This is a genomic window from Nitrobacter vulgaris (assembly GCF_031453995.1).
Taxonomy (GTDB): Bacteria; Pseudomonadota; Alphaproteobacteria; order Rhizobiales; family Xanthobacteraceae; genus Nitrobacter; species Nitrobacter vulgaris.
On sequence record NZ_JAVDPZ010000009.1, the window covers coordinates 47,842 to 61,262 of the forward strand.

Annotated in this window: 12 protein-coding genes; 5 read left to right on the forward strand and 7 right to left on the reverse strand. The window is 59.7% G+C overall.

Annotated elements, in window-relative coordinates; genetic code table 11:
• Nucleotides 1-4 precede the first annotated feature (4 nt).
• Together GGQ85_RS07690 and GGQ85_RS07695 are read left to right on the forward strand one after the other, a co-directional pair.
• A complete protein-coding gene (locus GGQ85_RS07690; RefSeq protein ID WP_309774014.1) occupies nucleotides 5-757 on the forward strand; it encodes a glycerophosphodiester phosphodiesterase in 753 nt (250 codons plus the stop codon).
• Between the two features lie 157 nt (nucleotides 758-914).
• Nucleotides 915-2,159: a GNAT family N-acetyltransferase gene (locus GGQ85_RS07695; RefSeq protein WP_309774015.1), complete on the forward strand. Its 1,245-nt coding sequence runs from the start codon at nucleotides 915-917 to the stop codon at nucleotides 2,157-2,159.
• Nucleotides 2,160-2,226: 67 nt separating this feature from the next.
• Here the strand turns inward: GGQ85_RS07695 and tsaA are convergent, their stop codons facing one another.
• The 4 genes from tsaA to rplM form a co-directional block, all read right to left on the reverse strand.
• Nucleotides 2,227-2,718 carry a tRNA (N6-threonylcarbamoyladenosine(37)-N6)-methyltransferase TrmO gene (gene tsaA, locus GGQ85_RS07700; protein ID WP_309774016.1) on the reverse strand — a complete coding sequence of 164 codons (492 nt, stop codon included), beginning with the start codon at nucleotides 2,716-2,718 and terminating at the stop codon, nucleotides 2,227-2,229.
• Nucleotides 2,719-2,848: 130 nt separating this feature from the next.
• A complete protein-coding gene (locus GGQ85_RS07705) occupies nucleotides 2,849-3,862 on the reverse strand; it encodes a lytic transglycosylase domain-containing protein (RefSeq protein ID WP_309774017.1) in 1,014 nt (337 codons plus the stop codon).
• A 138-nt stretch (nucleotides 3,863-4,000) separates the two neighbouring features.
• Nucleotides 4,001-4,477 carry a 30S ribosomal protein S9 gene (gene rpsI / locus GGQ85_RS07710; RefSeq protein ID WP_309774018.1) on the reverse strand — a complete coding sequence of 159 codons (477 nt, stop codon included), beginning with the start codon at nucleotides 4,475-4,477 and terminating at the stop codon, nucleotides 4,001-4,003.
• A gap of 2 nt (nucleotides 4,478-4,479) precedes the next feature.
• Complete coding sequence (rplM, locus tag GGQ85_RS07715; protein ID WP_079446375.1) at nucleotides 4,480-4,944, reverse strand: 50S ribosomal protein L13; 465 nt, start codon at nucleotides 4,942-4,944, stop codon at nucleotides 4,480-4,482.
• A gap of 499 nt (nucleotides 4,945-5,443) precedes the next feature.
• Here rplM and GGQ85_RS07720 point away from each other — a divergent pair, with 499 nt between their 5' ends.
• Nucleotides 5,444-6,721, forward strand: a complete 1,278-nt coding sequence (locus GGQ85_RS07720) for an O-acetylhomoserine aminocarboxypropyltransferase (RefSeq protein ID WP_079446374.1) — start codon at nucleotides 5,444-5,446, stop codon at nucleotides 6,719-6,721.
• Between the two features lie 83 nt (nucleotides 6,722-6,804).
• On the opposite strand, the gene GGQ85_RS07725 is transcribed toward GGQ85_RS07720, so the two are convergent.
• Together GGQ85_RS07725 and GGQ85_RS07730 are read right to left on the reverse strand one after the other, a co-directional pair.
• Entirely contained in the window at nucleotides 6,805-8,061 is a 1,257-nt protein-coding gene (locus tag GGQ85_RS07725; RefSeq protein ID WP_309774019.1) for an MFS transporter, read from the reverse strand.
• Between the two features lie 287 nt (nucleotides 8,062-8,348).
• The gene (locus GGQ85_RS07730; protein ID WP_309774020.1) at nucleotides 8,349-9,431 is read right to left on the reverse strand and encodes a COX15/CtaA family protein; all 1,083 of its coding nucleotides are present in this window, start codon (nucleotides 9,429-9,431) and stop codon (nucleotides 8,349-8,351) included.
• Nucleotides 9,432-9,527: 96 nt separating this feature from the next.
• On the opposite strand from GGQ85_RS07730, the gene GGQ85_RS07735 reads away from it, so the two are divergent.
• Nucleotides 9,528-9,734: a DUF2842 domain-containing protein gene (locus tag GGQ85_RS07735; protein WP_079446371.1), complete on the forward strand. Its 207-nt coding sequence runs from the start codon at nucleotides 9,528-9,530 to the stop codon at nucleotides 9,732-9,734.
• A gap of 193 nt (nucleotides 9,735-9,927) precedes the next feature.
• Nucleotides 9,928-11,121: a GNAT family N-acetyltransferase gene (locus tag GGQ85_RS07740; RefSeq protein ID WP_309774021.1), complete on the forward strand. Its 1,194-nt coding sequence runs from the start codon at nucleotides 9,928-9,930 to the stop codon at nucleotides 11,119-11,121.
• A 21-nt stretch (nucleotides 11,122-11,142) separates the two neighbouring features.
• On the opposite strand, the gene GGQ85_RS07745 is transcribed toward GGQ85_RS07740, so the two are convergent.
• Nucleotides 11,143-13,308, reverse strand: a complete 2,166-nt coding sequence (locus GGQ85_RS07745) for a GumC family protein (protein ID WP_309774022.1) — start codon at nucleotides 13,306-13,308, stop codon at nucleotides 11,143-11,145.
• Nucleotides 13,309-13,421 lie beyond the last annotated feature (113 nt).

Consider the following 13,421-nt stretch of genomic DNA (forward strand, 5'->3'; position numbering starts at 1 on the left):
TCTGATGCGCGCACCCGACTGGCTGACAGCACGCCCGATCGCCCACCGTGGCCTGCATGACCACGCTCGCGGCATCGTGGAGAACATGCCTGAGGCGATCCGGGCGGCCATCGCCGGAAACTTCAGCATCGAGGTGGATATCCAGCTTACCGCCGACGGCGAGGCCATGGTCCACCATGACGATGAACTTGGCCGACTGACCGAGGGATCGGGAGCCTTGCAGACCCAGACCGTGGCCGAACTCAAGCGGGTCGTTTTCAAGAACACGTCAGAAAGAATGATGTCGCTCGCGGAACTCTGCGCGATGGTCGGCGGCCATGTGCCGCTGGTGATCGAGGTCAAAAGTCATTTCGATAGCAGCACGCGGCTGGTGCGCCGCATGGCGGAGGTGCTGTCCGGCTATGACGGGCCGGCAGCCGGTATGTCTTTCGACCCGGATCAGGTCATGGCGATGCGCGAATTGATGCCGTCGCGCCCGCGCGGTATCGTCGCCGAACGCCATTACACGAAGACCGACTGGCCGAAGACTACCTCGCTCCAGCGCGCCGCGATGACCCATCTGCGTCATGCTTTTCGTACCCAACCGCATTTTGTAGCTTACAACGTGAACGAACTTCCAGCTCTGGCACCTTGGATTGCAAGAAACATTTTCAGATGTCCCTTGCTGACGTGGACGGTGCGCACTGCGGAACAGCGCGCTCGTGCCGCAAGACACGCCGATCAGATGATCTTCGAGGGTTTCCACCCGAACACATGATCCGGCGACCCTTGATCTTGTCTACATCGCGTCCAACCTCTGATGTCGTGTGATGGAATCAAAGGTGTCTCCATAGGTTTGATTTGACAAATTTTTTCGCGATAATCCGGTGTCTACTTCTTCGCTCGGAAACACTATAGGACCAGTTCAACCCCTGATGTCGTCATCCGAAATATCGCTCGCAGCCGTTGGATCCGTCAGCGAAATTCCGGCTGGCGACTGGGATGCTTGCGCCAATCCAGCGGTCGCTCCCAGCGGAGCGCCCGGCGGTGCGATCTCAGCGCCACCTCAAAATTCATTTTCAAGTTCAAAAGAAACATACAATCCATTTGTTTCGCATGCCTTTTTCTTGGCTCTTGAAGAATCCAACTCGGCTTGTTCCCGAACCGGTTGGGGACCGCGCCATTTGATCGCGCGCCAAAATGGAGCAATCGTAGGTCTCGTTCCCTGCTATCTGAAGTCACACTCGCAGGGTGAATATGTCTTCGATCACGGCTGGGCAAATGCCTACGAAAGCGCCGGGGGACGCTATTATCCCAAGCTTCTGGCTTCGGTTCCGTTTACGCCGGCTACCGGTCCGCGGCTTCTAATCTGCCCCGGCAGCGACCAAGCGGCCGTCTGCGCCGCGCTGGCCGGTGGCCTCGTCGGCTTGTGTGACGCGACCCGCACGTCGTCGGTCCACGTCACTTTTGCCCGCAAGGAAGAATGGACGTTCCTCGCAGAGAACGGATTCCTCCAGCGTACCGACCAGCAGTTTCATTGGCAGAATAACGGCTATTCCAGTTTCGAGGATTTCCTCGCCAGCCTCAACTCGCGACACCGCAAGGCGATCCGCCGTGAACGTCGCGATGCGCTGGCCAACGGCATCACCATCCACGTCCTCACCGGCAGCGATCTCACAGAGGAAATCTGGGACGCTTTCTTTCAATTCTATATGGAAACGGGATCGCGCAAGTGGGGCCGGCCCTATCTGACTCGGCCGTTCTACTCCCTGATCGGGGAAAACATGGGCCGGGATATCGCTCTGATCATGGCCCGGCGTAACGGCCGCTGGATCGCGGGCGCCATCAACTTCATCGGCTCGGACACGCTGTTTGGACGACACTGGGGCGCCATCGAGCATCATCCTTTTCTGCATTTCGAGGTCTGTTATTATCAGGCGATCGATTTTGCCATCCATCGTCGCTTGAAAACCGTGGAGGCTGGCGCTCAAGGCGAGCATAAGATCGCGCGCGGTTATCTTCCGCAGACCACCTACTCGGCGCACTATATTGCCGATCCGGGGCTGCGCCGCGCGGTGGGTGACTACCTCAATCGCGAACGTCAGTATGTCGCCGCAGCGGCCAGCGAACTTACGGAGGCCGGCCCATTTCGCAAGACCGGCGACGATGGCGTCTCATGACCTCCTGAGCACAGGCATCGGGAAGTCATGACAGGCTCTGATCCCGGCGCACGGGAGAACTGAACCGTCAGCCGGTTTCGAAATCGCCATCCTGCGGCGGAGCAATCGGCGTGAATTGGCAGCGGTTTGGTTTGATATCGATCAGCGGTGTTTCGTCGAGGCAATCCAGTCCGCGCACCAGCACGGTCGATCCCTCGATGCCGACCAGCTTGACCAGCGACGTTCCCAGCGGATTGGGACGCACCGGGGATCGTAACGAAAACGTACCGTGGGTCGCGCCACTGCTTTTTGGGGTCTGTAGAACGATGTCGCGACGCGACAGGTGCAACCAGTAGATGACTTCGATGCTCGTGTATCGATCGAGCCCCTGCAATGCAGGCTTCCAGGGATCAAAAATCTCGAGACGGCAAACCGGGCCGTCTTCACGCCCTTGACGCGGGGTCTTCAGACGGGATGTCCACGGCGTACGAATACGGCCAATGAACACCAGGCCGGCATCCGTCAGCGGCGGTAGCTCGACGACGACCTCTCCTGCCCTGACTTCGCTTTCTCGCACCATCGCCGTTAGCTCCTCGCATCCCTGATATCACGATCCCGACCGTTACTCATCGCCAAGTATAACCAATCTCGCCCTGATGACACAGGGGGCGCATGCCGAACGGCGTCGCGCACCGCCGTGGATACCGGGTTTAACCTTTCACGTGCGGGTTTCGCAGCACAAGGCAGGCACCGCCAGCACGCCGAATCTGTTTGCATAGACCATCGGCTTCCGGGCGTGTATCGGCCCCGATCCGCACCTGATAGAATGTCCGGGTACCGCGGCTGCGCCATATCGAACCCAAAAGACTCGGATCGCGGTCGCCGATCACGGCGCCAAGCCGCCGGATGGCTCGTGCGTACATGGCCATGGCGCGGACGCGGCTGAAGCCGGCTGCGAGTTGTACGCCCCATAACTTGTCGGCACCGAGCTTCACATGCTGTTCAAGCTCCGAAACGAAAGGATTGGGCGTGCGCGTCAACAACGCCATCAACTCACGGCAACTCGTCGTCGATGGCTGCGCTGGTGGCGTGCCGCTCCTACCGGCGGCAGCCCAGTCCTCAACCGGCGATCCCGTGATCGCGACAACGTAGTTGCGCGTCTCCGCCGGCATGCCCCCCTTGCCGTCAAGCCAGTCCTGCACCCGGCGCGGTCCGGCATTATAGGCTGCGGCCGCCAATCCCAGATTGCCGAACTGCCCGCGCAACTCGTTCAGATATTCGGCTGATTTCGGCAGAGCCTGTACCGGATCGAACGGATCGAGCAGCCGTCGCTCATTTGCCGTCCCCGGCATAAACTGCGCAATGCCCTGGGCGTGCTGACCGCTGCGCGTCAACGGTCCCACCGCGTCGGGCTGAAACCGGCTTTCTTGCCAGATCACGCGCGCGAAAAATTCCAGCGGCAAGCTCTCGGCCTTCGCCGCCGACTCGACCATCAGACAGATCGATTCGCGCGTGTCTTGATCTGCCTTATCGGTCTTGTCGGTTTTGTCTTGATTTGTCTTGTCGGCCTTGACGGCAGGTTCGGGATCAGCCGCTGTCTCCGCGCCGACCTGCGCTAGGGCACTTGGCACCAGCAGCGTGATGGCGAATGCGCATCGCGCGAGAACCAGCAGACGTGGAACCACGCCGATTCTCTTCCCAGACGGCGACGAAGCCAGCTTCATCCCGCAAGCATAACAGGCTTCTTGAGGAGCCCGATATACCCTCTCCGGCCCCGGAAGGGATCATCGCGTTGGATTCCGAGAACCGGCGTTCGCTGCCACCAAGCAGCAGCGAATGCCATGAACGATCCAATTGCGCCTTTAGCGTTTCGAGAACTGGAATGAGCGGCGGGCTTTCGCCTTGCCGTACTTCTTGCGCTCAACCACGCGGGAATCGCGGGTCAGGAAGCCACCCTTCTTGAGTACGCTACGCAATTCGGGCTCGAAGTTTGTCAATGCCTTGGACAAACCGTGACGGACAGCTCCCGCTTGACCAGACAGGCCGCCGCCGGCGACGGTGCAGACCACGTCATATTGACCGGCGCGCGCGGCGGCAACAAGCGGCTGCTGAATCATCATTCGCAGCACAGGACGCGCGAAGTAAATTTCGACCTCTCGGGCGTTGACGAGAATTTTTCCGGCGCCCGGCTTGATCCAGACGCGGGCAACCGCGTCCTTGCGCTTGCCGGTGGCGTAAGCACGGCCGTACTTATCGACTTTCTTGGTGTGCTTCGGCGCTTCCGACTCGGCCGACTTCAGCGACGACAACTGATCGAGAGACTGCATGGTATCGGACATAATTATGCGGCCCTCTTGTTCTTGCGGTTCATTGCGCCGATATCGACGACTTCCGGCTGCTGGGCCTCATGCGGATGCTCCGCGCCGGCGTAGACACGGAGATTGCCAAGCTGCACGCGTCCCAGCGGTCCACGCGGGATCATACGTTCAATGGCCTTCTCGATGACGCGCTCCGGGAAGCGACCCTCGAGGATCGACTTCGCAGTGCGCTGCTTGATGCCGCCAATATATCCGGTGTGATTGTAATAGACCTTGTTGTCACGCTTGCGGCCGGTGAGAACCACCTTGGCGGCATTGATGATGATGACATTGTCGCCGCAATCGACATGCGGCGTATAGATCGGCAGATGCTTACCACGCAGCCGCATCGCAACGAGTGTGGCGAGCCGTCCGACCACCAGTCCGCTGGCGTCGATCAGCACCCACTTCTTCGTCACTTCGGCGGGCTTAGCCGAGAACGTTTTCATGTGAGAGATCCGTGAAAAGAAACCTCGGCGCCCACGCACCGAACCATTGGGGTTCTAGAGAAGCGACCATCTCTAGTCAACGCCTCTAATAAGGTATTTCTATATAATAATCATATACTTATGAAAACGGTTCTATATTACCTGTGAAATTTCCAAATGTTCGGAAGAGAATAGGTAGATGTCGCATGTGCGGTTGGATCGGGCGACGTGCCAGAATAGCGTTCCCTTCCCGACCACTAGCTTGCCGAGTTGGAGCTAACGCAAAACCTCATGATCTGTTCTGGACCACCAGATGAGTCACGATGCCTCCGACGACAGCATATCCGCGGGACTTTCAACAAGGAGCGGCTCGGCGTGAGCGCGTGATTTTGGTTTAAAGCATCGCGGCCATCGTCGCGACGCGCGGAAAAAGCCGGTGCTTGAGGCAGCGCCTTGACGGCGACCCGCGATCCCATCAGCATCCACCGTGTCACATTCGACCGAGCACACAGGACACGAGATGACCGATCGCATCCCAGGCTTTGCAACGCTTGCTGTCCATGCCGGCGCCCAGCCTGATCCGACCACCGGCGCACGCGCGACGCCGATCTATCAGACCACCTCGTTCGTGTTCAACGATGCCGAGCACGCGGCCTCGCTGTTCGGATTGCAGGCATTCGGCAACATCTATACCCGCATCGGCAATCCGACCAACGCGGTGCTGGAAGAGCGAGTCGCCGCGCTCGAAGGCGGCACTGCAGCGCTCGCGGTAGCCTCGGGACACGCCGCGCAGGTCATCACGCTTCAGCAACTCATGAAGCCCGGTGATGAGGTCATCGCCGCGCGCAAGCTCTATGGCGGGACGATCAATCAGTTCACGCACGCATTCAAGAGCTTTGGCTGGAACGTGGCGTGGGCCGATCCGGACGACGTCGAGACTTTTGAACAAGCGGTCACGCCGCGAACACGAGCGATCTTCATCGAATCCATCGCCAATCCGCGGGGCTCAATCACCGATATCGAAGCCGTCGCCACTGTGGCACGCAAGGCCGGTGTCCCCCTGATCGTCGACAATACGATGGCGAGCCCATACCTGATCCGGCCGATCGAACACGGCGCCGATATCGTGGTTCATTCGCTCACAAAATTCCTCGGCGGCCATGGCAACTCGCTTGGCGGCATCATCGTCGATGCAGGTACATTCGACTGGTCGAAGGACAACAAGTTTCCAATGCTGAGCGAACCGCGTCCGGAGTATCATGGAATCCGGATACAGGAGACATTCGGAAATTTCGCATTCGCGATTGCTTGCCGTGCGCTTGGCCTGCGCGATCTCGGCTCGGCGCTGTCGCCGTTTAATGCATTCATGATCCTGACGGGTATCGAAACGCTGCCGTTACGGATGCAGAAACATTGCGAGAATACGCAGGCGATCGCTGAATGGCTGGCCGTCCACCCTGCGGTCGCGGCCGTCAACTACGCTGGATTGCCCGGCGACAAGTACAATACCCTTGCCCGCAAGTATTCGCCCAAGGGAGCGGGCGCGGTCTTCACGTTCAGCCTGAAAGGCGGATATGACGCCGGCGTCAATCTGGTGTCGAAACTCAAGCTGTTCTCGCACCTTGCCAATATCGGCGATACCCGATCGCTTGTTATCCATCCGTCATCGACCACGCACAGCCAACTCGACGATGCGGCTAAGACCAAAGCCGGTGCCGGACCCGATGTCGTTCGCCTGTCAATCGGCATCGAGGACAAAGAAGATCTGATGGCCGACCTCGATCAGGCCATGGCGTGAAGAAGTGCATATGGTCGTCTGCTGCCCAACCTGAGCTCCGATTCAACTGCGTTGCATCAAACTGTGTTTTTTTGGATCATGCTTTAACGCGATAAATCCGTCGCCGGAGATCGTGACTTTTCTCCCATGACCGGCGCCTTCCGGACTTCGGTCAGATAATTGAGGGTCAGCGACACCCAGATGATGCCGTAGAGCAGCATGAAGCAGCTCGAATTGATGCCGAGCCAGTCCAAGATCGCACCGAACGTGATCGGCAGCAGGAAACCGCCGAGGCCGCCCGCCATGCCGACAATGCCGGACACCGCGCCCATGCTGTCGGGAAAGTCGTCGCCGATATATTTGAACGTCGAAGCCATGCCGCAGGCAAAGGCGATGCCGAGCGTGAAGAGAAGCATCGTGAAGAACCACGACGGCAGAGCGATGCTGAAACTCAGAGGATCGCGGATCGTGTGCACGATCAGGTCGGTCTTGGGATAGGACAGCAGGAACAGGCAGACCCAGGCAACCCACAGCACCCACCACGTCACATTATGAGCGCCGAAACGGTCCGACAACCAACCGCCGAGGGCGCGGAAGGCGCCGCCGGGGAGCGAGAAGCAGGCGGCGAGAAGCGAGGCCTGCGCGATGGTGAAGCCATACTCCGTCTTGAAATATTGCGGCATCCAGATCGACAGCGCGGTGAAGCCGCCGAAGACGATCGAGTAGTACTGGCAGTATTTCCAAACCCGCGGATTGCGCAGCACGGACAACTGCTGCCACATCGATGCGACTGGACCGCCAACGCCAGGATCAGGCTTGGACAACACCCAGAACAAAAGCGCCGTGACCAGCAGCGCGACCGCATAGACCTTGGGAACCATCTGCCACCCATAGGCCTCGATCAGCCACGGCGCGACGAACATGTTGAGCGCCGCGCCGATTGTTCCTGCACCGAAGAAGCCCATCGCGAAACCGCGGCTCTCTTTGGGAAAGAAGCGCGCGACGTAAGGTGTGCCGACCGAAAATGAAGCGCCGACGAGACCGAGCGCCAATCCGAGCAGCAAAAAATGCCAAAGCGCGGTCGCATAGGCGGACAGCCAAAGCGGGATCGCGCAGGCAATCAGCAACAGCAGCATGATGATCCGTCCGCCGAAGCGGTCGGTCCAGATGCCCAATGGCAAACGAAATATCGCACCGGTGAGGACGGGTGTCGCCGTGAGGAGACCGAACTCGGTCGAACCAAGCCCAAGCTGCGCGCGGATCGGGATGCCGATCACGCCGAACATCATCCAGACAGCGAAGCAGACGGTGAAGGCCCAGGTGCTGATAAGCAGGACCGACAGATTGCCTGATCTCGCCATGATTGACCCCAATTCAGACCCGCCAACGACCGGGAGAGAATTTTGCGGTTTCCGCGTTATCGATGCTGACTATGACTCCGACATCATGATGCAAATTCGCGAATCCGCATAGCGCCAGATATTCGGCTTTGTGTCAGGTTGAGGTTAAGGTGACGATTTTAATCAATCGTAGCCGCTTCAGCATAGCCCGGAGTCATGCGGCCTCAAACTCGCGAGCAGCCGACTTGCGATCTCGTACGGACCAAAACAGAAAACCAGGTCGCGCGGAACGCCCACCAGGACCGATCTTATCCCGCCGCCACGCGCAGTCGTTGCCCTTCCAGCGCCGTGTTACCGGCCATCAACCGTTCCGCCTGAACAACCGCGAGCGTGAGGACGAGGATCGCAACCCCCTGATGCACCAGCGCGAGCGGGATCGGAACCTCGTGCAGGAGGGTCAGGATACCAAGCGTCGCCTGTAGCGTCATTGCTGCGGCGAGCCAAAGCGCACCGCGAACGACGGCGGAACTTGCCCGCGACACGGGCGCATCAATCAGATGAAAAACAGCAATCGCAAACAGCGTATACGCCATCATGCGATGCTCGAACTGCACCGTGAGCGTATTGTCGAACAGATTGCGCCACCACGGTTGTTCGAAAAACAGCCGCGCGGAGGACGGAATGAACGATCCGTCGATGTCGGGCCAGGTGTTGAAGACCTTGCCGGCGCGCAATCCGGCAACCAGCGCTCCGAAATAGAGCTGCACAAAAACGAGCACCAGCAGTATGCCGCTGGTCACGCGCAACCGCATCGGCGACAGCAACGTTGGACGATCCGACAATCGCCGCACGGTCCAGACGATGGCCGCGAAAATCAGCAGAGCCAGCACCAGATGGGTCGCGAGACGGTACTGTGAAACCTCGATGCGCTTGGTGAGGCCGGACGCGACCATCCACCAGCCGACCGCGCCCTGAAGTCCGCCAAGACCGAAAATGATCCAGAGCCGCCGCTTCAGATCCGACGGCAGCGCGCCGCGCCACATGAACCAGAGAAACGGCAACAGGAACGCGATACCTATAAAGCGTCCCAGCAGACGATGGCTCCACTCCCACCAGAAGATCGTCTTGAACTGATCGAGCGTCATGCCCGCGTTCATCTCGCTATACTGCGGTATCTGCTTGTAGCCCTCGAAGGCCTGGGCCCATTCCTCTTGCGAGAGTGGAGGCAGCGTGCCGGTCACGGGCTTCCATTCGACGATCGAGAGACCGGATTCAGTCAGCCGCGTCGCGCCTCCGACCAACACCATCGCGGCAATCAGCAGCGCTATGAACACAAGCCACCCGCGCACGGCGCGCAGATGGAATTCCTTTTTTGCGATCGGACGGGTCATCAAAAAAGCCACAGTTGAAGGTATTTTTCGTGCCCTTTATAGTCCACCGCAGCCCCGGCGCAAGCCTCGTCCCGGTCACGAGTTGCACTTTAAGGTATGCGGATACGCACCCGGAAATTCCTCGGCACGATCGCTTTGCTCGTGCTGGTCGTCGTCTGGTCGCTGCTGGGCATGGCGGTTGCGCAAATGCCGTGGCTCGCGGCATCCGGTCTCTACCAGGCGATCTTCTATGTTGTCGCCGGACTCGGCTGGGTCTTGCCGGCTATGCCTATCGTGAGTTGGATGGCGAAACCCGACGCGTGAAGCGTCTCACGGTCACCTCACCGGCGGCGAGCGCAAGCCCAGAGTCCGGGTCTTCGATCCATCGCCTTCGACGCGAATGCCTACGGGAACCCCTTCTCGCCGCTCGCATATGGCCCTTACTCTTTGTTGACATCTTTTATGCGAAAGTCCGCCCAGACCAAAAGCTAACAAAAAATTGATAACAGGCTCAGCAATGACCATGGCGGCTCTGATCGAAAGTCCGACCGCGAAGTCACAGCCACGATCAGGCGAACGGCGTATCGCGCATCTCGAAATCCTCCAGGATCTACGCGAAGCCGAGCCGATCTGGCGCAATCTCGAGGTGTCGCAGTTTTCGACGCCCTATCAGCGATTCGACTTCCTGTCTGCCTGGCAGCGACACGTCGGAACCGACAAGCAACTTCCACCCAGCATTATCGTCGCCTTCGACGCTCAGCGACAACCACTCCTGCTGCTCCCGCTCGTATTGGGCACGGAAAGTGGCGTTCGTGTCGCACGGTTCATGGGCGGCAAGCACACGACTTTCAACATGGCGCTCTGGCAGCAGGATTTCGCGGCCTCCGCCACGCGTGCGGATCTCGACGCGCTGGTTCGAGGAATCGGCGAACTTCCAATCAGAATCGACGTGCTGGCATTCACGCGGCAGCCGCGGCACTGGCGCGACCTGCAAAATCCAATGGCGCTCTTGCCGAGCCAGCCCTCTGCCAACGGCTGTCCGTTGATGATATTTTCGCCGGGAGCGCCGCCGTCGGCGCGCATCAGCAACTCATTTCGACGTCGGCTCAAAGGCAAGGAACGCAAGCTCGAAACACTGCCCGGCTATCGCTATTGTATGGCGTCGACGGACACCGAGATTAAGCGGATTTGTGATGCGTTCTTCGCAATCAAGCCGCTGCGAATGGCCGCGCAGAAGCTTCCGAACGTGTTCGCCGAGACGGGCGTCGAGAGTTTCTTGCGCGCGGCTTGCCTGACACCGCTGACGGATGGCGGGCGCGCCATCGAGGTCCATGGCCTCGAATGCGATGCCGAGGTGATCGCGATCTTCGCTGGCGTCGCGGACGGACACCGCTTCTCGATGATGTTCAACACCTACACCATGTCGGAAAGCGCCCGCTACAGTCCCGGCCTGATCCTGATGCGCGATATCATCGATCATTATGCTGGGCGCGGCTACACCTCGCTCGACCTCGGAATCGGATCGGACGACTACAAGCGCCTGTTCTGCAAAAGCGACGAGCCAATCTTCGACAGCTACCTGCCGCTCACCACACGCGGCAGAATGGCTGCCATTGGCATGTCTTCGCTGGCCCGTGCCAAACGCTTCGTGAAGCAGACGCCGGCGCTGAAGCGGTCGGCCGAGATGTTGCGCGGGATAATGCATCGCTGACACCTCCCGCGCGGCGACCGATCAAGCCGCCTCGCGAGGGCCAAGCTGAGTGTCCGAGCGTAGTGATGCCGGATCAAGCATCGTCACTGTCGTAAAGCCGATAGCCTTGAGTTGGCTACTCATCCGCATCCGCGCATCCGCGTTCATCGACGGGTCGGGAACGACGATCGCGCGCGCCTGCTCCGTCAGGAGTTTCGCCGGGAGGTCAGTAGCAGTGCCCGCGACGAGCAGCACGTGATCGTAGACGCCCAACAGAGCATCGAGCGCAATTGCGAGGCGCGGCGATTGCAGCAGCGAGCGATCGGCATCAGAACGCCCGGCACCGACAAGATGGAGCGGCGAGAGCCGGTCGCGGGTGATCACCTGTCCGAAAGACGTCTCACCCAGCATCAGGTCAGCCAATCCAGGCGCCGCCGGATCGACCGAAGTCGCCGTCAACGCCGACGATGACGGAGAAAGGTCGACCAGGACTACCTTGGCACTATTGGTTAACAGGCGCGCGAGCGCGAGCGCCGCGAGCATGATGCTCTCGTTCTCGCCGGTACCCATAACCGTGATTCTGTGCGCCGCTTCGCCTGCCGCTCGCAGGTCATTCGCGAGATGATCGATCTCTGCCAGGTCCGCTGCCGGCGCGGAATCAACGCGGAACTCGCGTATCCTCGGTGCAGCAGGCAACGCTAGGCCGGAGTTAACTGCTGCCAGGTTCCGCGGCGAAGTGATGCGCAGCAGCTCGCCGGTCGCGATAGTGCCCGCGGCCAGCATCAGGGTCGCCAGCGTGGCGATCAGGACGATTGGCAGCTTCTTCGGGTAAGCCGGCGTGTTCGAGACGATGGCCCGCGAGATAACGCGGCCATCGGACGGTGCCGTATCGATGTTTTCTCGCGTGGTAGCTTCGCGGTATTTTGCGAGATACGATTCCAGCAGGTCACGCTGCGCCTTGGCTTCGCGCTCCAGCGCACGCAGCTTGACATCGTCCCCGTTGGAAGACGTCGCCAGCTTCTTCAACTGATCGAGACTAGTGTTGAGACTCTCGACCCGGCCGCTGGCAATGCGGGCGTCGTTTTCCAGCGACCGCGAGATCTTGTCCGCCTCCTCGCGCAACTGACGATCGAGATCCGCAAGCTGGGCCTTCAGTTCCCTGATCCGCGGATGCCGGTCGAGCAGGGTCGACGATTGCTCCGCCAGTTGCGCACGCAGCGTCACGCGCTGTTCCGAAAGGCGGCGGATCAGTTCCGAATTGAGAACTTCCGAGGCTTCGATCGATTTACCGGTCTGAAGCATCCCGCGGATCAGTCGCGATTTCGATTCCGCGTCTGACTTCAGCGCACGCGCGTTGTTCAGTTGGGTATTGATTTCACCCAGTTGCTGGTTCGACAGCGAAGTGTTGTTGGTGCCGATGAAAAGGCTGGATTTAGACCGGAATTCCTCCACCCGTGACTCGGCGTCGGCGACCTTCTTGCGCAAATTGTCGATTTCTCCGGACAACCATTGACCTGCAGCCTTCGCCTGCTCCTGACGCGCGTTCAGTTGCAAAACGAGATATCCGTCCGCGATGGAATTCGCGATGCGGGCTGCGAGCTCCGGACCATGCGATTGGAATTCAATGACGATCACGCGGGATTTATCGACGGCGTAGGCGGTCAGTCGGTCGTAGTAGGATTCCAGCACGCGCTCTTCCAGTGTCATCCGAAGCGGGTCGCGGCCGATTCCGAACAGCGCAAGCAGCGACTTGATCGGCGACACGCCGCGCAACACCGGATCGAATTCCGGATTCTCCGCGAGCTTGTTCTTTTTGATGACCTCGCGGGCAAGATCGCGTGACAGCACCAGTTGCACCTGGCTGGCGACGGCTTCCGGATCGAGCGCGTTGCGCTCTTCGTTACGCTCCCCGGTCGGGCGTAAAAAAACGTTCTCGCGCCCATCGATCAGGATGCGGGCTTCGGACTTGTATCTGGGTGTGATCAGATTGACGATAAGAAGCGAAAGCGCGAAGGCGAGAAGCGTTGGGATGATGATCAAGCGTTTTTTGCGCAGCAGCACCCGCCAGATCGAGCGCAGATCGAGGTCACCGGACTCCGGATTCGGCACGGTTTCGGACGCCGCCGGACCTGACGAAGATATCGCCCCGGATTTAGTCTCCAGATCCGACATCGTGTTCTTGACAGCACGCCAGAACGCAAACCGCATTGCTTACTCCCGCTGGACGCTTAGAGCGCTTTCGGGTGAATCTGACACTCGCCCAATCGGAGGCAAATGTTGGAGCCTTGAATAGGACCACTCAGCCGAACGGGACGATTACA